Source organism: Tenacibaculum profundicola, from assembly GCF_057220795.1.
In genome coordinates, this window is sequence record NZ_CM170137.1 from 4089733 (window position 1) to 4112225 (window position 22493).

Consider the following 22493-nt stretch of genomic DNA (forward strand, 5'->3'; position numbering starts at 1 on the left):
GTACCTTTGCACGAGGTATGAGAATTAGACGGCTTTCAGATTGGTTACCGACTACAAATAAGGAGGTGAAGTTAAGAGGATGGGATGAATTAGATGTCATTCTATTTAGCGGTGATGCATATGTAGACCACCCTTCATTTGGGCCTGCAGTTATTGGAAGGATACTTGAAAGCTATGGTTTACGCATAGCCATTGTACCACAGCCCAGTGTGCATGATAATTTGCAAGATTTTGTTAAACTAGGAAAACCGCGTTTGTTCTTTGCGGTTACAGCAGGTTGTATGGATTCCATGGTAAGTAATTATACGGCCAGTAAACGCCGCCGTGACAAAGATGCTTATACCCCCAATGGAGACAAAGGGTTTAGGCCTGATTATGCTACTTCAGTATACACGAAAATATTAAAAGAAAAATTTCCTGATGTACCCGTATTGATTGGTGGAATTGAAGCTTCACTTCGTCGGGTTACGCATTATGATTATTGGTCGGGCAAATTAATGCCAACAATTTTAGAGAGTTCAGGTGCCGATATGTTGGTGTATGGAATGGGAGAGCAACCATTGAGGGAAGTGATAGAATTATTGGAGAAAGGAGTGCCGTTTTCGAGTTTACGAACCATTAAGCAAACAGCAGTTTTATTAGAAGAAGGAGAGAAAATACCTAAGAACAAAAATTGGCAAGACGTTGAAATAACGTCGCACGAAACATGTCTGCAAGATAAAAAGGCATATGCTTCGAATTTTAAAATTATAGAGCAGGAATCAAATAAATTATACGCTAGGAGGATTTTTCAGGAAGTAGGAGGTAGAACGTTAATGATTAATCCACCTTATCCTACAATGACAGAGAAGGAAATTGATGGCTCATTTGATCTTCCTTACACTAGAATGCCTCACCCGAAATATAATAAGCGAGGACCAATACCTGCTTATGAAATGATTAAATTTTCGGTTAATATTCATAGAGGATGCTTTGGAGGGTGTAGTTTTTGTACAATCTCTGCCCATCAGGGGAAATTCATAGCCAGCAGAAGTAAAGAATCGGTGTTAAAGGAGGTTGATGAATTAACACAAATGGATGATTTTAAAGGATATTTATCTGATATAGGTGGCCCTTCGGCGAATATGTATCAGATGAAAGGTAAAGTTCAATCAATTTGTGATAAATGTGTTGCACCTTCTTGTATATCACCTGTAATATGTAGTAATTTAGATACTTCACATAAGCCATTAACAGAATTATATCAGGCGGTAGATAAACATCCTAAAATAAAAAAGTCATTTATAGGAAGTGGTATTCGACATGATATGCTGGTGCCCGAGTTTAATAAGAATGCCGATCCTAAGGAATTAGATGCGTATACAGAAGAGGTAATGACCAAACATGTTTCTGGTCGTTTAAAAGTGGCTCCAGAACATACGTCAGACCCTGTATTAAAACTAATGCGTAAACCCTCGTTTAAGTACTTTCATAAGTTTAAAGAAAGGTTTGATAAAATTAACATGAAGAAGAGGTTAAACCTTCAATTGATTCCTTATTTTATATCGAGCCATCCTGCTTGTGAACCTGAAGATATGGCAAACTTAGCCGCTGAAACTAAAGATATGGGGTTTCAGTTAGAACAGGTACAAGATTTTACACCTACACCAATGACCGTAGCAACGGTTATTTACTATAGCGGTTATCATCCTTATACACTAAAGGAGGTTAAAACACCGAAAACGAAACAAGAAAAACTCGATCAACATAGATTTTTCTTTTGGTATAAGAAAGAGAATAGAAAGTGGATCGAAAATAAATTGACAAAAGTAGGTCGTTCAGATCTGCTACAAAAGTTATTACCTTCAGATACCACTTGGCGTAAAAACAAACCTCAAAAAACCAAAAATACTTTTGATGATGCAGTGGTTTTCAAACCGAAATCAAAACCCCCTAGAAATAAATCAAGAGGTTTAAAGAAGAAAAGACGGTAAACCCAAATGTTAAAAAAACAGAAAATCCTGAGTTCTGGTTTTTTTTTTCTAGATTTGAACTTTAATTGAAAATTGCAAAATATGAAAAAGGTGTTCGTTGCTATGTGCATGCTTTTGGTGTATTCACAAGTTTTTTCGCAGGAAAAAAGTTCTGCAGAAAATGGCAAAAGTGATTATGTACACTTAAGTTTTTACACTATATATTATTCTTCCTATAATTTTGGGTTAAAATCAAAATACTTTTTGGATCGAAATCGATGGAGTAACGATGAAGTTACTATCGAGTTTGAGAAGTTTTATAGACAAAATATTGAATTACAATATCCTGAACTTGAAAAATTGTATTTAAGTGTTGATTTAGATGACAGTTTTATGCTGGATCTAACAATACGTCAATCAAATACTCATTTTGAATTTCATGAATCTTTTTTCGATATAGACCTTGGGATATTGTTAAGTATGGATTGTGATTATTCTTTAAGAAAGATGTTAAAAATGGTCACATAGATAAAGGTCTCTTACTAGACTAACAGAAACATGCAAAGCGGGTACCGATAGTTTCTAAAAATAGAGAAATTATAGGCTGTTTTGGATTTCAAATAATGAATTAATCGAAATATTAAATTTAAATTTTTTTTACTTATGAAAAAGTCAATTATTGTTGCGTTGTTTTTTATGCTTTACGCAGGGGGTTTTGCCCAAGAAAAAGGAGATTTTGAACTCGGAGGGAACCTTGGAGTTAATTTTGCAAATTTGTATGTTACTGGTGGCTCCAATGGGTTTAACACAGATACTGCTACGGATAACGTTACGGGGTTTAATATTGCGGCTACTGGAGAGTATTATTTTTCCGATCGATGGGGTATTAAAGCGAAGTTAATTTTTGATCAAAAAGGTTGGGGTAATGGCTATCTAATAGACAATAATGGAGCTAATAGTACAACTGATTATCGCATTAACTATCTTACGATTCCTGTTATGGCTAACTGGCATTTCGGATCTACTAGAAAATGGTATTTGAATTTTGGATTATATGCAGGGTTTTTGTTAAATGCTAAAGCGATTGATGTTGATAGTTCACTGCCAATAGAAGAGTCGTTTAGCTCTACAGATGTTGGAATGGCTTTAGGTATAGGATATAAAGTTACAGTTAATGATAACTTGAAATTATTTTTTGAATATGATGGTCAAGGTTCCTTTATAAGCGTGTTTAAAGAAAACAATTCTAATGTTATTTCTCGAAATAATAGAAACTCAATAAATATTGGAGTATTGGTTTCGTTATAACAGGTAACATTCATAATAATAAACGTTTTGGTGCTATAGGTGCATAGTAAAGGCTACTTAATAATACATTAAGTAGCCTTTTAACAATATGTACTTTTCACTTTTAAATTCGATAAAATTATACGGTGACTTCAAAAGAAGTGTGAACTCTGGATCTTATATCTTGTAATGTATATTGAACCAGTAATTTTCCGTCTCTAAAAACTTCCTGTAATTCACCTTGTTTCTCTTCTTCCCAAGTTACTTGATCGTATAATTGATATTCGTTATTTTCTAAGGTGATTTTTAATAAACCCTTGGCAGATTTTTTAGTGCCATCATCAGTAATGGGGTCTTTAAAAATTTCTCTTCCTTCTCCCGAAACTTCTCCATAAGTGGCTTTCATGGCAAAGCCAAAAGTATCACGCGTATTGTATTGATAAGTAAATGAACCAATACCTAATACGACATTGGTAGACGCAAATCCCTTTTTCTTTAAACGCTCGCAAATTTGTGTAGCTCTTTCCAGGGTAATGCTGTCGCCATAAATGGCACCAATATGCTTATCCAGTTCCTTGTAACCTTTACCATTGATAGTGCCTCCAAAAACTTCCCAAAGTAATTCGATAACACCTTTTTTCGCAGCTTTAGTTGCTCCTTTGGGGTCTCCGCAAATTATATCTACCGGGTTTCCGCTGTCAGGTCTAATAACTACTTTTCCATCACGTTCTATTACTTCATTTTTCAAATTGGGTAAATATTCAGTTAACACTTTCCATAGATCCCAGGTGTCAGAAACAATCGACACAATACCACTTGGGTATACTTCTGTGATTAAACGTTTAAAAGTTTCTTGTTCATTACTATTGGTGCCCATACACATTACTGAATGTTCTGTCGCCGCTACAGATCCACCAATGAATTCTTTATCCGAGTTAGCATGGTAATAAGTTTCTAAAAAGTCAATAGCAGGAATAGTATCAGTACCTGTAAAACTTAATAAATGACCAGCTGAACTTAGTTCAGCAGCTTCTAAACCAGCCATTCCACGCATAGAAAAATCATGACCTTGCCAATCCACAAATTCTGGAATAGAAGAGGTTTCATGTGCATATTGGTCTAATATTTTTCTATATTGTTTTGCAATAGTGGCAGAGTTACATGGTAGCCAAACAGTAGTAGACAATAAAGTTTCAAAATAGTTGGTTAACCAAAAGAATTCAGGTAAGGTGTTATACATAGTAAACATAGGAACTCTAACAGGTACTTCAACACCTTCAGGAAGGGCTTTAAATACCATAGGAATATATCCTAAATCATGCAAAGCTTCAATATGCTGTATGCCTACTTGGTTTTCGCCTAAGTAATTATTAATTCTTCTGCTGTATTGTTTACAGACATCGTCTTTAGACTTGCTAAAGAAATTCATCTGAAATTCTTTGATAATATATTTTTTGATGAAGTATTGAAGTCCGAAAAAGACAACCTTATCGATTCCTTTAATTCTACTTTTTCTTGGAGTCCAGTTTGAATATACTAAGGTAGTTTGTTGAGGATATTGTCTTCTGTGGTCTACTTTGTAACCGTCTGTATATAGTAATGGATTCATAGTTAATAATTTAATTTGTGTCAAAATTACGCAAATTAAATTATCTGTGCAATTATTTTTCTTTATATTGATGAAAAGTGTTGAGGTGCGTTAATATAATCGTTAAATTCTACTGAGATTTCTTCGATGTATTTTTTGCCTTCAACATTTTCAATCATAAACTCAGGAATACTGTTGAGTCCGTGGATGGCCGCTTTTATTCCCGTAGTAATAGATGCAATGGAGTCAACATCGCCACCGATTAAAATTGATTTTTTCAGAGCATCAAAAGGGTTTGTACTGTTTTTTAATATATACAAAACGCATCCGGTAGTATATTTTGAATCAGAGGGCACACCTTTTATTCCGGCAAGAAAATATGGTTTTTTAATTGGTTGGTTACCACATAAGGTTGTGTAATCATTTTCAGTTAGCATTTCATAAGGGCTAATTTTATCTACCAACTTAAGATAATTTCGATATTCTTTATTAAGATTAACTTTTTCAAAACAGTAGTTTATAATATCATTTTTATCACCCTTTTGTACAATTAAATATTCAGTTGCTCTGGCTATGCATTGACTTGATAGTATAGCGTTGATGTTAGGGTGTGTTGCATTGGCGTTAATTTCAGAGTAAGAATTGATTAAATTAGAGTCAATAAGTCCTAAAGGAACTGACCTCATTGCAGGTGCATTTCCAGGGTTTATACGATTTTTTTGGAAATTTCTAACTTCACTAATACTCATTTTTCCTGAATAGTACCAACCCATAGAACCATGTCCATTTCTTCCGTACCCTTTTTCTAATTTTCCTTTTTCATATTCTTCTTTCCATTTTTCTATTAATAAATTTTCGTTGAATACATTTTTTGAATAAAGAGCTTTTATTAGGCCGATAGTCATTTCTGTGTCATCCGTATATTGCCATTCATGATAGTTATCTGTAAATATGTGAAGTTTTTCAGGGGCTACTTTAATTTTATTTCTTGCGTTTATAAATTTTGAGAAATTCACATGTTTATTGATCCAATCTCTATCTTGAAATTCTAATCCAGCTCCGTATGCATCTCCAATAGCTATCTATACCTAACAATAAATTGTAACTATTTATTTGTCTCATTTTATATAATTGGCTTAATACTTTATTGACTATTTAGTTTATCTCGTACTTCCATTAATGCATATCCTAATAGGTTATGTCCTCGCCATAAATTTGGGTTTAAAGCTTTTTCATTCGATTGCCCCATACCAATTCCCCAGATTCTATCTCTAGGGCTCGCTTCCACCAGAATTCGATCTTTGGTGTTAAGTAAAAAGATTTTTAGTGCTGCATTTTGAGAGAATTTCGCATAATTGGCTTTTACAACGATGTTGAACTTATGTTGATTCCATGCGTCTGGAGTAAAGTTTTTTACTTTCCTTCCTAATTTTTTAGCATCATGAGGGTCTGTAGTTGTTAGAATTTCTTGTAATATTTCACGATCATTAAAGACCCTTGCTTTTCCTGCCATCATATAATGTTCAGCGGTTGGGTAGATGATTCCGTCAATCTCAAAAGTGGCCTCCCACCACTGACTAAAACAGCTTTTACCGATACTTCCATCTTTATTAGGTTGATGCCCCCAAAAGAATAAGAAATTTAGGATTTCGTTATTGTTGTAGCGTTGTTTGATTTTTTCGTTGTTGTATTTCATAGTAATAAATTTAGATAACAGATTTCAAATGGTTGATCCCTTTTTCATATGTATTAAAGAGAGGTGTTTTGAATTTTACACATATAGTTGATATATAACGATGTTGATAGAAGGCTTCAGGGCATATAACTATCATTTTTTTTGATGTAATATACAAGCCTAGTTCTAGCATTGAAATAGGTGACTTAGCATTGGTTAATTACGTCCTTTTTCATTAGGGTATAGATCTGTCAAAAGATCACTTTGCCAGAATTCTTTAGTTTCAATATTCATGATTGTTAACGCACCTGTAAAAGCAGCGCCTGTATCTATGTTCCATACATTGGCTGCATTCATTGGTTTAAGAATATTGTATCGAGTTGTAGGTGTGTGACCAATAAATATTTCGCTATAATGTTTAAGTCGATCAGGATAAACGTTAGCATCTTTTTCTATTCGATCACCAGTTGCCAAAGCTGTTTCCCATAGGGTTCTGTCGAAAAAATAATTTTTAGTGAATTTTTCTTTCATCACACCATGCATTGAGGTAAAGCCGGCATGGATGAATAGACGATTCTTTTGGTCAATATGATATGGTTTCATCTTTTGAAAAAAAGAGAGATGTAGATCCTTATCCAATGAACTGAAATTACCGTAACTATCTATTGTTTCTTGTCCACCATGAGCTAACCAAACAGTTTCACCTTTACCTGTTCTTAACCAATCTTCACACCATAAATCATGGTTTCCTTTTGTGAAAATACAAGTATGTGTTTTAGACAACTCAATGAGGTACTGAATTACCTGAGCGGATTCACTCCAGCCATCAACATAATCACCTAAAAAAATCAAGGTATCTTCTTTAGTTATATTTGCCTTTTCTAAAATTTGAGGAATTGCTTTGAGCCCTCCGTGAATATCTCCTATGACAAATGTTTTCATACAGTTTCTTTTTTTAAATTAAGGGTACGTATCTGCCTTAGATTCGTCTATACATTATATCTGTTCTTAATACATATTTTGTTCCGGATAAAATTTCTTTTCCTTCATGTTTTAATCGATGTTTAAAAACTAGTGCTGTTCCTCTTTTAGGGGAAATAGTAAAAAGTTTTCGAAATTCTGTTTCACCACCTTCAAAATCTTCATTCAAATAAATGAGTAAAGAAGACAAGCTTTTCTCGTTCAAATTTCTTTGAAAGCATCCATCAATATGCATTTTAAACCGCTAGCCTATGACATGTTTGTAAACTCTAAACATTTCATTTAGTTCTAGAGCCTCATAGAAGCCAATCTGTTTAGGGATAAAATCTTTTATTTTGTGCCAAAACTTATGCGCTAAGTTTTGATCAAAAAAGATATGCCTATCGTTATTACGAACATTTTTATTCATAATTTGCTGCCCATGAATTGAGATTTTGGCCTCTTCAAATGGTTGCTTTTTATATAGGTTAAGATAGCTATTACATTCTTCTGAATTCAAAAAATTTTCTATTAGAAATACTTCCGGATGTAGTGCTATTTTTTTCATAGGTTTAATGGTGTTTAAAATCGATATATTCTGGATAAACATGATTGGTTAGCCAAACGTTATTTTCGGAAAGGTAAAATTCGTATCCTTCTTTATACATGTCATCCGATTGAATAGTTAAAAGAATAGGTTCTCCTCTTCTCCTACCTACCTTTATCGCTGTTTCTTTATCGGCACTTAAATGTACATGTTGTCTATTCATTTTTTGTAGCCCTTTTTCTTTTATAGCTGGTATAAACTTGTCAACTGTTCCGTGATATAGAAACAGGGGAGGAGTAGCTGTTTTTAATGATAAGTCAATATTTTGTATCGAATGCCCTTGATTGGCACGGATTTTTGTTTTGTCTTTATTAAAGGTAAAACGTTTTTTATCATTCGTGTTTACTATAAACTCTAGCTCTTCCATCGTAAAGATCGTACCCTGTTTTTTAGATTTCTGAATCAGATCATTGACCGATGCCCACCCATTTATATCCAATTTTAAATCAATTTTTTCAGGCGTGTGTCTTAATAGTAAACTTAAAAACTTACTGATTTTTTTTGCGTTTTTCTCATTCATAATTTTCATTTTTATTTGAAATCGTATACAGTAGTGCGTATTTTATAGGAGCTTAATGTAGCGATCAAAATAGGTTCTATTTTATCCCAGGTACCACCAGCCAATCCACAACCAATTCTTGGCATATGAACTGATGCGTTTAATTCTTTTGCTTTACTTTGTACTTTTTGTAATCCTTTTTGTATAGCATTATACCGAATTGGTGGATTGCCATTTTCATCCTTTCTAATTTTATGTTGAGCTATTATATTCGCGACCCAGACTTTCTCTTCTACTTGTACAAATTGAACTTCTCCTAGCTTGAAATTATTTTTTGAGCTATACCAGTTGCGATAGGCTTGTTCTGGTGCTTTCCATCTTTTAGAAACAGCCAAGACAAAACCTTTGCCCCAACCACCTATATCATTGCAAATATGAACAATAATTTTATTCCCTTCAGCGTTAGGATGTGTTGCATCTCCTTTTACATAGTTTATGCTATTCATAGTCTAATAGTTTTTTGTAAATAGTATAATTCTCTTCGTCGAAGCAGACAAAAATAACTTCATCTAATATAGGGTTTTCTTGTATTGTTTTTATAGCTATTTCAGCAGCCAATTGCTTTGGGAATTTATAAATTCCAGTGCTTATATTTGGAAAAGCTATGCTTTTTAAGTTGTTTTTTAAGGCAATTTGTAAGCTATTAAGGTAACTGTTTGCTAATAGTGTTTTTTCTTTTTTAATTCTTTTTCCTCCATTGTAAACTGGCCCAACAGTATGAATTACTTTTATTGCGGGTAAATTCCCTGCGGTGGTTATAACAGCTTCTCCTATGTTACATTTACCTTGTCTGTTTCTGATTTTTTGACATTCCTCTAAAATTTGTGGACCACCACAACGATGGATAGCACCATCCACACCACCACCACCCAATAAACTTGAATTGGCTGCGTTTACTATGGCGTCTACTTTTATTTTAGTGATGTCTCCTTTTGTTAGTTTAATTTTCATAATGGTATTTTTTGGCAAATTGTTGAATTAATCGAAGAATATCTTCTTTTCTGGCTACGCAATTTTTCCATTCTACAGGGACATTATCCAAACCATAGTGCATTCCTGCAATTGCCCCAACTACTGTCGCCGTAGTATCTGCATCATCACCTAAATTAACTGCTTTTAAAACAGCCTCGGTATAGCTTGAACTATTCAGTAAACACCATAAAGAAGCTTCTAAAGTATGAACAACGTATCCTCCTGAATTAATATCTTTTTCTGTTAAGTTCTTAAGGTCTTGCTTTAGAACCCTCGAGAAATGATTCTGCTCATAAGTGGAAATTTTTTTAGAAACAAAAAAAGATAAAATTTCTTTTTTCATGTTTAGATAAGAATCTTTAATTGAATCACCCTTTAAAATATATTCACCAAATTTTAAATAGATTAAACACGCTAAAGCTGATCTAATATGTGGATGGGTTAAAGACGAAACATCCCATATAATATTGAATTGTTCTTCCGTATGTTTGTTTCTTATATGGAATAGTAAAGGAATTATCCTCATTAAAGAACCATTTCCATTTCCATACTCATTACCAGAAAATTTTAAAATAGTCAATTCTTTATATTCATTTCTTGTTATGATGTCCATTAGGTGAACAATAGCCTTTCGTGTTTGCATACCGATATCAAAAACATATCCGTGTGGTGTCCATATTTCCGCTCTCATCCATTGTGTAAACTTTATTGAAATATCAATTAAGTCATAGTCTTTACATAAACTTTCAGCCAAGCAGAAAGTAAGTGAACTATCATCAGACCAAGTTCCTTTGGGTTGATGATGGGTTCCATACTCTCTCATGTCAGTTACTGGATTAGTTTTTAATTCGTCTCTATTTTTAAATTCTACTGGAACTCCCAAAGCGTCTGCAATGGCTAATCCTAAAAAAGTGGCTTCTATGGTTTTTACTTTCATAATTCAATTTATTTTATTCCTAATACCACATTTACAGAATTATCATCACAATAAAAAGGATGCTCTTCTGGAACTATGAGCAGATCTAGGTTTTTATTTTTGACATGTTTGTGTTGGTCTTTAACAAAGTCAGAAATATCCTCTATCTCCAGAATGTCTTCTTTTGCGTATTGAATAACTTCTTGATTCCTGATACCAATTTGAATTGCTCTTCTTTCTAATTTTCCTCCATACGGATTGTGATCAGGATCCCATTGCAGCCTGATTGAGGATGTTTTTACTTGTTTTTGCCAATTTTCACGGGTGTCATAGATCTTTTCGTTAAAAGTTGAATACACAGCTTTGGTGAGGTACCGTTCGAAGGACGTACGTTTTAAATGTATGGCTAATACGACTTCTTGTCCTTCTTTAGTACCCCAACCATTTCTATACATCATCCATAGAAAGTTGGGTTTTATCCAAGTCATACGTGTGTATTTAAATGGTCCTCCAAAATATTGGTTTTCTATAGCAAATTTCCCAATGGCTGGCCGATATGATTGATATACAATCACTTTTTCATCATCATATTGAGCCATGATATGATGCCCTTTTTCTGGCCAATTTTTTAGTTGTTCTTTATATAGCTTTGTTTTTAGTTTCATAGTTGTTCTTTAAAATTTCTTCTAATTTAATTTGTACACAATTTTCTGCAGTAATTGTTTTAAATGAATCCGTGGTAAATATTTTAGTAAATCTTTTTTCTAATTCAGAAATCCCTTTACTAAAAATGCCATGACTCACGGCTAAATAAAGATTTCCTGCATTTTTAGCTTTTAACGTTTCAGCCAATCCTAAAAAAGTACCGCCACCGTCACATATATCATCTATAATTAAACAGTCTTTTCCTTGTAAATCATCAGAATATACCTTGAAACTAGTTAGTTGTCCTGTTTGTACGTTCCTAGATTTTGAGCCCTCTACAACTTCATAGTCTTTAAGGTAAGCCGCTACTTTATATATTTTTTTTAATGCTCCTCCGTCTGGCGAAATCAAAACGAAATCATTTGATAGCTGTTGTGTTACCTTTTTAATGAACGTATGATTGTCAATAACCTTAGAATTATTCAATAGGGCAGGGGTTACTTCTGAATGTGGGTCATATAGAGTGACAGATTCATAATTTTGACTGTTAATAATATCGGCATATACTTTTACTGAAAGGGGTTCACCCGAAACCATCAATCTATCTTGTCTTGCCGCTGGAAAATAAGGGCAAAGGAGATGTATTTTCTGAACTCCCATGTTTTTAAGTGCATTGGTTGCTAATAATAGCAAACCAAAATCATTAAAAGATCGTATTCTGTGTGTTATGGTAATTTCTTCTTTTTCAATAGTTGAAATGATTTTAATGTGTGGCTCTCCACCTGAAAAGGTAAATGTTTCAAATTCGATGGTATTATGATTACCCAATGGTGTGAATTTTTGGTCTAGATTTAAAATCATATTGCGTTGTTTTTACGCAAATGTAAAGAATATTTGTAGTGTATGAAAATATTTTGTGTTTTTTTTACGCAAACTTTATTTCGAAATGGAATCCATCTTCTTGAAGTTGTTTGTATTTCTTGGCATTGAATCGGAAAAGTTTTGCAGGGCGTCCGCTGGAACGCTGATGTATTTTGTCGGTCTCAGTTAAAATTTCAAAGCTTAATATTTTTTTTCTAAAATTACGTCTATCAATTTTTCTATTTAAAATAGTTTGGTATAAGTTTTCAAGATCGGAAAAAGGAAATTCTTTATTTAGTAGTTCGAAACCAATGGGTTGATAGTTTATTTTGTTTTTTAATCTTTTTAAAGCAAGTTGCAAAATGCTTTTATGGTCAAAAGCGAGTTCAGGAATTTTAGCAATAGAAAACCACTTAGCTTCAGCTGCATCAGTGGCTGCTTCTATTTTAAAATTATTGGGACTCACTAAAGCAAAGTAAGTAACTGAAACTACCCGATTTCTTGGGTCTCTCTCAGGTGTACCAAAAGTATATAGTTGTTCCAAGTAATCAATTGTGACGCCTGTTTCTTCTTGTAATTCCCTTTGAACGGCATTTTCTAACGATTCGTTTTCTAAAACTAAACCTCCAGGTAAAGCCCATGAGTTTTTAAAAGGTTGTACTCCTCTTTTTATGAGTAAAATAGATAATTCTTTTTGTTCATAACCAAATACAACAGCATCTACGGCGACTTTGATGTTTTGTGATATCTTCATTTAGTGTTGAATTTACACGAAGTTACAAAAGTTTTATAATTCGTAACATTTTATGCCTCATTAATCGTTAAAATTCTACCAATAACAATCAATACTAGTTACAAACTTTACAGTCGTCTTTATCTTGAATTTCACCTATTAACTTTCCGTCTTTGTTTAAAACATAACCACAACAATCCATAAACCCTTTGGCTATTAGTTTACGTGCTCGTTGAATTTGAGATTTTGTTGTGGGTAAACTTTGATTTAATTGTTTAGCTACTTCCTGCTGCTTTAATCCTTTAATGTCAGATAAAAACAAAGGGTCTCTATATTTTTTAGGAAGATTGTTTAGAATACCTCGTAGGCAATCTTTTTCGGTATGTTCGTTTTCTTCTATTTCCGTTTTCTCTTCAAAAAGATTGCTGTTAATAGTTTGGTTGGTGGCTTTAAAATAATCAATAATTGAATTGCGAGCGATAGTAAATATCCAAGACTTTAATTTTGTGATATCTTTGAGTGTGTGCAGCTTGGTGTGTATTTTAATAAATGTATTTTGTAAAATATCATCAGTAGCAGACTCATTTTTCACCTTGCTCATGATAAAAAGTTTTAGGTCTGTTGCGTATTTTGTCCAAACTTCTTGTGTAGTCATAATTATAAATTTACAAAAAACTATTGGTGTACTTGTGTTTTCTTTAAAAGATATTAATCTCTTTCTCAAAACAAATTTTATTTTGATTTATTTAACGGTATTCTGGGGATAACAAATTATACGATTTACAGATAAGTATTTGGTCTATAGGTATTGAGTTGTTTTAAGTTAGTTTAAGGCATAAAACTTTAGCATAGCCAAGCTATGGTTAAGTTTTATAACGCAAAAATAGCTACAAAAGAAATAATAGATATGCGAAAAATTTATTTGTAAATCGTATTATACCCGTTCTTAGGAGAAATTACTCCATAATTTCTTAACAACCATGTTTTTGTTTTATCGATAAACCGGCATTGATCATAACCAATTATGGTGGAGTAAGTTGACATTAGAATGGTATTATATACTTACTATTACCTATGAAAGTTAAAAGCACAATCTAAACGTTATACCATTTACTATTTTCTTTTACCGTAAATTCAAACAATAACTGGTATTAGGCTTTCAAACAATCATAGGTTTTTAGTATACAATACGGGTTTAACAATTACAATTGTCGCAATTACAGTTGTCGCAGGTACAGTTTTTGCAATTTCCTGTTTTACATTGTTCACAAGTACAAGTACATTTATTTTTAGGTAACATGATAATTTATTTTTTATGTTCATATAATAGACAATGAAAAGCGTAAAAAGATGCATTTAGGTTTAAAAATATTTTTGAAGTTCTTTTCGAATTGGAATAGGTTTGATAGGAGAGATATTTGTCCCTCCTGTATTTCCTGAGGGTACCCAGATTAATGTACAAAGAACTGCAGCAATAATTCTGAAAAATTGCCCGATTATTTCTGTAAAATACTTGGTTTTTAACCCGTAGCACAACATCCAATAATGTGAGGCTGTATGCCTGTAAACATGTCTTTGTCCAAGAATATGTGCGTTTTCTAAATGATAGAAGGAAGTTTTAAAATCGTTGTTTTTAAGTGCTATTTTACCTAATGATAATTGATTGTGAAATTCCTGTTTACGTTTTGATGCGGTCATTGGTGTTACTTTTTATATATGACCAAACGTAGCTTTAAAAGATGCAATGATACCATTGATAAATTTAAATTACCGTAGTAGAGTACCCTTTTTCTTCTCTATTTTATTAGAAAAAGAAATCATAAGCACAATGCTATGCTTGAATTTTATAATTCGTGCCACAAAAAAACATCATTTTTTATAGGGTAATTTCAAATTACAAAAGGTATTAGATCAATATTAATTTACTTTTTCTCCACCAATATAGGTTGCTAGAACATCGGTTGTTGGGATTTCATCACCGCTAATATGCATAATGTCTTTATCTAAAATTATAAAGTCGGCTACTTTTCCTATTTCAATACTTCCTTTTTCGTGTTCTTCAAAATTAGCGTAAGCGTTCCATATGGTCATTCCTTTCAAGGCGTTTTTTCTTGACAAGGCATTGTTTATATTATATCCATTTTTAGGGTAACCTTTCAAGTCTTTTCTTATGGTTGCGGCATAAAAAGTATGAAGAGGATTTACTCCTTCAACTGGAAAATCTGTTCCTAAGGCAACTTTACCGTACTGTTCTAGTAAGGTTTTATAAGCATAGGCACCTTTAATTCTTTCGGCTCCTACACGATGTTCTGCCCAGTACATATCAGAGGTAGCATGTGTGGGTTGAATGGAAGGAAGTACGTTTTTAAATAAGTCAAAATCGTTCACATCCACTATTTGGGCATGTTCAATACGCCAGCGTCTGTTTTCTTTGTTTTTCAGCACTTCATGATATGTTTTTAACATAACATAATTGGCAGAATCACCAATGGCGTGTGTATTCATTTGGTAGTTAGAACTTGCAATTCTTTGAGCTAGCTTTTGTAGGTGTTCATAGGAATTAACCAATGCTCCGAAATGCCCTTTTTTATCAGAATATTCATCTTTTAAAGCGGCTCCTCGTGATCCTAAAGCGCCATCTGCATAGACTTTTACAGAGCGAACATTGAGCTTGTCGGTTTTAATGATTCCTTTTTTTAGATAATAATCTAAATTAGTGGAGTTATTCGAAATCATGGCATACACCCTCATTTTTAAATCGCCTACTTGCTGTAAGCTGTCTATAAGCTCAATTACTTGCTTGTTTAAACCAGCATCATCGACGGTAGTTAAACCAAGGTCGAAACAAATTTTTTGAGCATCTTTTAGGGCTTGTATTTGTTCTTTTTTTGAAGGTTGAGGAATTTTGATAAAGTTCATGGCATTATCAATAAGCACTCCTGTTAGTTTTCCATTCTTTTTAAGAAATTCTCCACCATCAACTTTAGAAGCAATGCCAATGCCAGCTACATCAATCGCCGCTTGATTAACGAGCATTGCATGCCCGTCAACTCGAGTAATGGCAATAGGAGTGTTGGGGAAAAGTGCGTCAAGTTTTTCTTTGGTAGGAAATTCTTTTACTTTCCAATCATTTTGATCCCACCCTCGGCCGGTAATAAATTCAGTGTTTTTTTGCTTTTGGAATTCGATTAGTTTTTCTAAAACTTCCTCATAACTTTTGGTGCCTACCAAATTTACCTTTTGTTGTTGTAGCCCTAAACCATAAAAGTGACAATGAGCATCAATAAACCCGGGGTATATAGGTTTGTTATCTGCATCTATAATGTGTGAAGCAGTGTATTTTTCTTGAATTTCTTTTGTGTTTCCAATTGCTACAAATTTTCCATCTTTAATGGCAAAACTTTCTACCGTATCAAACTTGGCGTTTACCGTATAAGCAATGGCGTTGGTAATGATTAAATCTACTGGTTCCTGTTTTTTACAAGAGGTTAGTAATAGTGCGATAAGTAACGGAAATACTAAGTTTGTTGGTTGTTTCATTTTGATTCTTTTTTGTACGTATAATAAGCCCAAGCAATAAAAATAAATTGTACCGCTATTCTTACATAGGCAGCAGATGTAGATCCTATGGCCGGGTTGTCTTTGCAAGCATCCCAAATATGGACAGGAAGGAACGCAATCATGAGTAAAAAAATACCGTATGCTGATTTTTTTTGAAAACCCTTAATAAATAGGCCTAAGCCCAACAAAATCTCTATAATTCCAATACTGTAGTTTACCAGAAGGTTAGGAAGGAAATTGGGAATAAAATTATGATAAAAAGAAGGTTGGTAGAAATGGTTATAACCTCCAAGAATTAACAATATTGCTAATAATATTTTTGAGAATAGGGGTAGATATTTCATAGTAGAATACTAAAAAACGGAATAAATTTACATTTTTTATTCCGTTTTTAAGGGTTTATGGTTTTAATGTTTCATCGTTATATAAATAAGTATCCATTAAATAAATGATACTGGCCATAGAAGCACTTCCTAATTCTAGTTCACGTTTATTCACTTTATCAAAGGTGTCTGTTACCGTGTGATGATAATCAAAATAACGTTGAGAGTCGGGTCTATATCCAACTAAGGTAACATGTTCGTCTTTTAATGGGCCGATATCTGCGCCGCTGCCACCTTTTACAATGTCGTGAAGTCCATAAGGAGTCAATAATTTTTTCCAACTTTTTAGTAAATGCAAATTTTCTTTATTGGCATCAATAGAGAACCCTCTAGGGGTGTGTCCGCCAGCGTCCGATTCAAGTGCTCCAATATGTAATTCACCGTTTATTTTCGCCAAACGTGCGTATTCTTTGGCACCTCTAGTTCCATTCTCTTCATTCATAAAGAAAACAATACGTAAGGTGTTTTTAGGTTGGATACCATTTTTTTTAAATAAATAAGCAACTTCTAATGACTGTACGACTCCAGCACCATCATCATGAGCGCCATCACCTAAATCCCAAGAATCTAAATGACCGCCAACAACCATTATTTTTTCAGGATTTTCACTTCCTTTAATTTCACCAACAACATTAAATGATGGTGCATCAGGTAGTGTTTTACAGTGTTGTTTAAAATGGAATTTTAATGCTGGGTTTTCTTTTAAGTGTTTACTCAGGTTTTCTGCTGCTCTTGAGCTAATAGCCGCTGCAGGAATATAGTGTTGTTTTGGTAGGTCACCATATCCCATTGATCCGGTATGTGGATAATCGTTTATACCGTTGGTCATAGAGCGTACGATTACTCCCTTTGCGCCGAACTTGCCTACAGCTGCGGCACCGGCAAAACGTTGGCCCACGCAGCCACCATATGCTTTAAAGGTATTGATTAACGTATTGTCAAAAGCGCCATTGTAAAACACGATTTTACCTTTTGCTTTTTCTCCTAAACTTTTAGCTTCTTTTAAACTTTTTACTTCAATAACTTCAGCGGTAATACCGTTTGAGGGCGTAGCAATAGAAAAACCCAAAGCACAAATTGGAACTTCAATTTTTTCTCCATGGATCATGTAATTCGCTTCTTCTTTTTTGCCACGAACCCAGTGTGGCACCATTATCGGTTGTAACCAAACACTATCTAACCCAACTTCTTTCATCACTTTCTCTCCCCATAGAACAGCTTGTGCTGCTTCCTTTGAACCAGACAGCCTTCCTCCGATGTTCGTTGTTAAGTCACGTAACCACTCATAGGATTTTCCTTCCGTCAAAGCAGTATTGAAAAGATGTTTAATATGGGTAGAATCTTTTTTTTCTTCTTTAGAAAGTGTATGAATAGATGTTAGAGGTTCTTTTTTATCTTTCTTACAAGCTAATGCAAAAGCAGTAATTACTGTAAGCATTAGTATAGTTGATTTTTTCATTTCTGTGTTTTTGTAGCTTATAAAACTACAAAATACAATTAAGATAATTTGATTAAAATAAAATATTCGTTAGAGAGGTATTCATTGTTAGGGTTTTATACTGGTGCCCTAAACCTTGGGGTCTATAAAAATTATAGGCGTAAAATTGATTATAGGTGTGCTTTTAGTTGGTGTTAGGTTTTTTTGAATTTATGGACCGTTAAACCTTTTAAGATAGAAAGGGTCTAACAACTGTAATAATGCCATTTACAAATTAAAATTACCGAAGTAAATCGCCCTTTTTTCCTTTCTTCTTCATTAAGAAAAGAAACCATAATTAATACTACGCTCAATTTGCATATTAAAAAAGCATCATTTTTGCGCCAATTTTAAATGGTATAACATAAGTAGAAGTATGAAACTAGTACATTCAGCGTTACTCTGTCTTGTTTTGTTTTTATCGTGTAGTGGTAAAGATGAGCAATTGGAATTTATACCAGTAGAGAATCGAACCTATTTTCCACCAAGCAATACAAATCAATGGGAAACCGTTAGTTTTGATGCAATGGATTGGGATGAAACTAAACAGGAAAACTTGTATAATTTCTTAAGAGATAACAATACAAGGGCTTTTATTGTTCTTAAAAACGGAAAAATAGCGATAGAAAAATACTGGGGGAATAACCTATTAAATACAGCCGAATTTGATGAGAATAGTTCATGGTATTGGGCTTCTGCAGGAAAGACGATAACGGCTACACTTATTGGAATAGCGCAACAAGAAGGTTACTTAAAAATAGATGATGAAAGTTCAGATTATTTAGGTGTTGGCTGGACGTCTATAGGTGCTGAAAAAGAGAATCTTATTACTATTAAAAATCAACTGACGATGACGAGTGGGTTGAAGTATCAAGTGTCTGATTTAGATTGTACTGATCCCTCGTGCTTGGAGTATGCGAGTGATGCAGGAACACAATGGTATTATCACAATGCACCTTATACGTTACTTGATCAAGTGATAAGGAATGCCACGGGTATTGATTACAACTTATATACCGATCAAAAAATAGAATCTATAGTAGGAATGAAGGGGCATTGGGCACCCATGGGGTATAACAACGTTTATTGGAGTACGGCTAGAGATATGGCAAGATTTGGTTTGTTTATTCTGAATAAAGGGAATTGGAATGGCACCCAAGTATTACAAGATGAAAATTATTATAATGAAATGATAAATACCTCCCAAGAAATCAATCCATCTTATGGGTATTTATGGTGGTTGAATGGAAAAAACGCTATTATTCTACCAGGGCTGCCTACTTCATTTAATATCGAGTTATCCACTCATGCTCCAAGTGATCTATTTAGTGGAATGGGAAAAAATGGTCAGTATGTGGCTGTCGTTCCAAGTAAAAATTTAGTAATGGTTAGAATGGGAGAAGGACCTGATGCTTCGCTGGTACCTGTTGAATTTCATAATGAAATTTGGGAAAAGTTAAACTTCGTAATGAATGAATAAAGAAACGATACGATTCAAATTAATCTTATCGCACAATTATTCAATTTGAACATGAATATGATCATCATGGCGAACCGCTTTGCATCCGTGAAATCGAATTTTGTTAGAATGCAATGAAAGTCTTTTTTTTAAATGTGGTTCAATAAATACTTTTTCTACACTTTTTTCAAGAAGTATTTGTTGGATGAGAAAAGTATTTTCCATGATAGAAAATTTTAATTCTTGAGTTGAACCAAAGGTTAGGTATTTGGTGAAATCATATTGCCAGTACCCTTTAGATTTACAATGTTGAGTTGTATTAAACATGTTGTTTTTTGGTTGTTCGAAAACGCCATAACCAGAATTGGAGGGTTTATCATTTGTCAGCATACCTTCTGAATCGCGATAAATAAAAGAAATATCAATTTTTTTACCATCATGATGACTTAAATGTGGTAATAATGGAAAGTAGGTTAAAAAGGGGAAATTAGCGTCTAGGTATATTAATTTTAAAGTAGGATATTTGTTTTTTAGTGATGTACCTATGTTTTGTAAAGTAATGTTTAAAGATGGCTTTACATAATTTCTATTAAGAAGGACGGTTAGGACATTTCGGGGTGCTACGAAATTTGAGTTAGTGATTTTTTCTCTACCGAAAATAGGAGCTATTTTAGGTATCACTAAAAATGTAGTTAAGAAATAAATCGCCGTAAAAACTAAACACTTTTTTAACCTTTTATGGTTGGAGTGATTACACAAAAAAGAGGTCAGAATATAAACAATACCGCCAACCTGTGTAGTTATTGTAAGAGCAATACATATAATTAAGTGAACACCAATTTTTACGATTAAACCCGAATTATGTCTTAGAAAATCTAATGTGTTCTTAAATGATACCATTTATAATGTTAATTTACCGACTATAATTGTTTAACCTAATTACCGAGCTATAGGTAAAACACAAGGATGTTAGCAAGGAAATAGTTGTGTAACTTTACCTAAGAATTGGTATACCAATAAAACGAAATATTTTCTTGGTATTTCGAGTATTATTTCGAAGTTTCAATACGTCATATTGCTTAAAACAGCGTGTCAAATTTCCACGTAACTCCCGCTAGGGCTTGAAAGCCTTGTACGTTATAATTGGTATAACGTTGGTAGTTGTTATTCATTATGTTTTTTAAGTTTAAAAATACAGAAAGGTCATCGTGAAAGTGATATCCCGCATTAAAGTTAAGGTCTACATAAGCTTCTAGAGGCACTGCTGAATAAGGCGAAGGATTAGGGCCGTCGTATTGTATTCCTTGTCGTTCTCCGACCAAGAAAAAATTAGCCCCTGCATACCATTTATCAACTTTATATTCTCCAAATAATTCTCCTTTAAGTTGAGGTATATTCCATGGATGTAGCTCGTTTTTCAATGTGAAATTTTTAAATTCTCCAGAGGCACCTATCGTTAAGTTTTTGATCCCTTCAAAGGCAACTTCACCAAAAACAGACACTAATTTTACATCGTCGTATACAGTTCTAAAAGAGTTGCCAAACTCATAACCAAACAAAATAAAACCATTGTCTCCGGTGGTTTTGCTACCGTCTGACTTGGAGTAGTTTAAGGTAAAAAAAGGCTGGTCTTCTATGTCTGTGTAACTTCCTTTTAGGTTATAGCTAAACTGTTGTCCCATTTTACCTCTAACACCAGCAAAAACATCGTATTTTTCGTTGGTTTGGGTTATGTTTAATGTTGGAGAGACATACGGATTTACATCGCTAAAATTTCTGTAAGTATTGTTTTTTAGTCCCCCACTTGCTCCAATAAAAACATTGGCAAAGTCTTTTACAATAGGATAAGAGATTTCTACATCAGGGTAGAACAAAAAATGGTTGATACTGTTTTGAATATCTAGTGCAACATGGATTTTTCCTCCTAATTTTATGGCGATGTTACTTACATTAAAATTGTAATACGGGTTCGCTCTAAGAGTAAAGAAACTATACTTAAAATCATTTTGATCTTCGTAAGAATTAGAAAACTTACCACCTAAAAAGTTAATAGAGGTGTTGAGTGATACATCATTTAAATTTCTGTGAATTCGATCTAATGGAAAATCAAACTTTGCTTTTAGAGCGATATTAAATTCACTACTACTAAAAGCATCAGAGAAAAAAGAGATAGATAGATCCGACGTATCAATATAAGAGTCGTCAAAATCAATTTTCCCAAAAAGGTTATAGTAGCCATATGTTTGGCCTTCTTCAATAGCGCCAATGACGTTATCCGTAAAAGTAATAGGGCTTGGTAAACCGTACCAATTATATTTATTTCGTTCTAGGTTTATTCCTGCTTCCCAAGTAAAATAGCGCTCTGTTTGGCGGTGGTAAACGTCTAAGTCCAGATTGTAGTAGGTACTGCTCAATTTGGTGTCTTGAACTGGATCGAGTGATAATAGAAAATTGGCATGTATTCCAAGTTCACTATAGCGATTCATACTCTGCCTAAAATAACCTTCAACGGAAGGGGTAATGATATTACCAAAACCGACAGAAATATAATTGGCGTATAAGCGCTCACGTTTCCCTAAGTCAATTTTTTTAAGTGTTCCGCTTTTGGGGATAAAAGTAGAAGCTACCGGAACCGAAAATATCTGATATTCTAGCTTTTTCTTTTCGGTTTCTTTGGTGTGTGTGATAGATGGCTTTTGCTTTATTTTAAAAGCATCTGTGATTTTAGGAACATAAGAAGTAATTACCTTTACTACTTCTGTCTTTATTGAGTCGTTAGCTTTTTTTGTTTTCTCTTGAGCGTTTACAATTGACATTGTGAACAAAACAAGTAACCATACGTGATTTTTCATTGTTTT

Annotated in this window: 24 protein-coding genes; 4 read left to right on the forward strand and 20 right to left on the reverse strand. The window is 33.5% G+C overall.

Translation table 11 applies throughout. The features are described 5' to 3' along the window. Positions 1-17 precede the first annotated feature (17 nt). The 3 genes from AC2TDS_RS16790 to AC2TDS_RS16800 all read left to right on the forward strand — a co-directional run bounded on the left by AC2TDS_RS16790 (position 18) and on the right by AC2TDS_RS16800 (position 3260). Positions 18-1973 (forward strand): YgiQ family radical SAM protein, encoded by a 1956-nt coding sequence (locus tag AC2TDS_RS16790; RefSeq protein ID WP_484736727.1) that lies wholly within the window; start codon positions 18-20, stop codon positions 1971-1973. Positions 1974-2054: 81 nt separating this feature from the next. Then, complete coding sequence (locus AC2TDS_RS16795; protein WP_484736728.1) at positions 2055-2480, forward strand: hypothetical protein; 426 nt, start codon at positions 2055-2057, stop codon at positions 2478-2480. 135 nt (positions 2481-2615) lie between these two features. Then, the gene (locus tag AC2TDS_RS16800) at positions 2616-3260 is read left to right on the forward strand and encodes a porin family protein (protein WP_484736729.1); all 645 of its coding nucleotides are present in this window, start codon (positions 2616-2618) and stop codon (positions 3258-3260) included. Between the two features lie 118 nt (positions 3261-3378). Here the strand turns inward: AC2TDS_RS16800 and AC2TDS_RS16805 are convergent, their stop codons facing one another. The 18 genes from AC2TDS_RS16805 to AC2TDS_RS16890 all read right to left on the reverse strand — a co-directional run bounded on the left by AC2TDS_RS16805 (position 3379) and on the right by AC2TDS_RS16890 (position 18158). Continuing rightward, positions 3379-4848 (reverse strand): nicotinate phosphoribosyltransferase, encoded by a 1470-nt coding sequence (locus AC2TDS_RS16805; RefSeq protein WP_484736730.1) that lies wholly within the window; start codon positions 4846-4848, stop codon positions 3379-3381. Positions 4849-4910: 62 nt separating this feature from the next. Next, complete coding sequence (locus AC2TDS_RS16810; RefSeq protein ID WP_484738970.1) at positions 4911-5909, reverse strand: ADP-ribosylglycohydrolase family protein; 999 nt, start codon at positions 5907-5909, stop codon at positions 4911-4913. A gap of 62 nt (positions 5910-5971) precedes the next feature. After that, positions 5972-6523 carry a riboflavin biosynthesis intermediates N-glycosidase gene (gene ybiA, locus AC2TDS_RS16815; protein WP_484736731.1) on the reverse strand — a complete coding sequence of 184 codons (552 nt, stop codon included), beginning with the start codon at positions 6521-6523 and terminating at the stop codon, positions 5972-5974. Between the two features lie 195 nt (positions 6524-6718). Next, a complete protein-coding gene (locus AC2TDS_RS16820) occupies positions 6719-7444 on the reverse strand; it encodes a metallophosphoesterase (RefSeq protein ID WP_484736732.1) in 726 nt (241 codons plus the stop codon). Positions 7445-7481: 37 nt separating this feature from the next. Continuing rightward, the gene (locus AC2TDS_RS16825) at positions 7482-7718 is read right to left on the reverse strand and encodes a 2OG-Fe(II) oxygenase (protein WP_484736733.1); all 237 of its coding nucleotides are present in this window, start codon (positions 7716-7718) and stop codon (positions 7482-7484) included. Positions 7719-7727: 9 nt separating this feature from the next. After that, positions 7728-8030, reverse strand: coding sequence for a hypothetical protein (locus AC2TDS_RS16830; protein ID WP_484736734.1), 303 nt, complete (start codon positions 8028-8030; stop codon positions 7728-7730). Positions 8031-8034: 4 nt separating this feature from the next. Then, complete coding sequence (locus AC2TDS_RS16835) at positions 8035-8589, reverse strand: RNA 2'-phosphotransferase (protein WP_484736735.1); 555 nt, start codon at positions 8587-8589, stop codon at positions 8035-8037. Positions 8590-8600: 11 nt separating this feature from the next. Next, complete coding sequence (locus AC2TDS_RS16840) at positions 8601-9074, reverse strand: macro domain-containing protein (RefSeq protein WP_484736736.1); 474 nt, start codon at positions 9072-9074, stop codon at positions 8601-8603. Continuing rightward, positions 9067-9579, reverse strand: a complete 513-nt coding sequence (locus AC2TDS_RS16845; protein ID WP_484736737.1) for an O-acetyl-ADP-ribose deacetylase — start codon at positions 9577-9579, stop codon at positions 9067-9069. The genes AC2TDS_RS16840 and AC2TDS_RS16845 overlap by 8 nt, the downstream gene beginning before the upstream one ends. After that, complete coding sequence (locus tag AC2TDS_RS16850; protein WP_484736738.1) at positions 9569-10537, reverse strand: ADP-ribosylglycohydrolase family protein; 969 nt, start codon at positions 10535-10537, stop codon at positions 9569-9571. The genes AC2TDS_RS16845 and AC2TDS_RS16850 overlap by 11 nt, the downstream gene beginning before the upstream one ends. A gap of 8 nt (positions 10538-10545) precedes the next feature. Next, positions 10546-11181 (reverse strand): DUF4291 domain-containing protein, encoded by a 636-nt coding sequence (locus AC2TDS_RS16855; protein WP_484736739.1) that lies wholly within the window; start codon positions 11179-11181, stop codon positions 10546-10548. Then, positions 11156-12022, reverse strand: coding sequence for a ribose-phosphate diphosphokinase (gene prs / locus AC2TDS_RS16860; protein WP_484736740.1), 867 nt, complete (start codon positions 12020-12022; stop codon positions 11156-11158). The genes AC2TDS_RS16855 and prs overlap by 26 nt, the downstream gene beginning before the upstream one ends. Positions 12023-12086: 64 nt before the next feature. Further along, the gene (locus tag AC2TDS_RS16865) at positions 12087-12776 is read right to left on the reverse strand and encodes an NUDIX hydrolase (protein ID WP_484736741.1); all 690 of its coding nucleotides are present in this window, start codon (positions 12774-12776) and stop codon (positions 12087-12089) included. Between the two features lie 94 nt (positions 12777-12870). Next, positions 12871-13410, reverse strand: coding sequence for a sigma-70 family RNA polymerase sigma factor (locus AC2TDS_RS16870; RefSeq protein ID WP_484736742.1), 540 nt, complete (start codon positions 13408-13410; stop codon positions 12871-12873). A 707-nt stretch (positions 13411-14117) separates the two neighbouring features. After that, positions 14118-14453: a DUF3703 domain-containing protein gene (locus AC2TDS_RS16875; protein WP_484736743.1), complete on the reverse strand. Its 336-nt coding sequence runs from the start codon at positions 14451-14453 to the stop codon at positions 14118-14120. Between the two features lie 219 nt (positions 14454-14672). Continuing rightward, positions 14673-16295 carry an amidohydrolase gene (locus tag AC2TDS_RS16880; protein ID WP_484736744.1) on the reverse strand — a complete coding sequence of 541 codons (1623 nt, stop codon included), beginning with the start codon at positions 16293-16295 and terminating at the stop codon, positions 14673-14675. Next, positions 16292-16660 (reverse strand): DoxX-related protein, encoded by a 369-nt coding sequence (locus AC2TDS_RS16885; protein WP_484736745.1) that lies wholly within the window; start codon positions 16658-16660, stop codon positions 16292-16294. Before AC2TDS_RS16885 ends, AC2TDS_RS16880 begins: the two co-directional genes overlap by 4 nt. A gap of 55 nt (positions 16661-16715) precedes the next feature. Then, a complete protein-coding gene (locus tag AC2TDS_RS16890) occupies positions 16716-18158 on the reverse strand; it encodes a M20/M25/M40 family metallo-hydrolase (protein ID WP_484736746.1) in 1443 nt (480 codons plus the stop codon). Positions 18159-18552: 394 nt separating this feature from the next. Here AC2TDS_RS16890 and AC2TDS_RS16895 point away from each other — a divergent pair, with 394 nt between their 5' ends. Then, complete coding sequence (locus tag AC2TDS_RS16895) at positions 18553-19656, forward strand: serine hydrolase domain-containing protein (protein WP_484736747.1); 1104 nt, start codon at positions 18553-18555, stop codon at positions 19654-19656. Positions 19657-19692: 36 nt separating this feature from the next. Here AC2TDS_RS16895 and AC2TDS_RS16900 read toward each other — a convergent pair whose 3' ends face one another. Then, complete coding sequence (locus tag AC2TDS_RS16900) at positions 19693-20316, reverse strand: hypothetical protein (RefSeq protein WP_484736748.1); 624 nt, start codon at positions 20314-20316, stop codon at positions 19693-19695. 398 nt (positions 20317-20714) lie between these two features. Beyond that, positions 20715-22487 carry a TonB-dependent receptor gene (locus AC2TDS_RS16905; protein WP_484736749.1) on the reverse strand — a complete coding sequence of 591 codons (1773 nt, stop codon included), beginning with the start codon at positions 22485-22487 and terminating at the stop codon, positions 20715-20717. Positions 22488-22493: the final 6 nt, after the last annotated feature.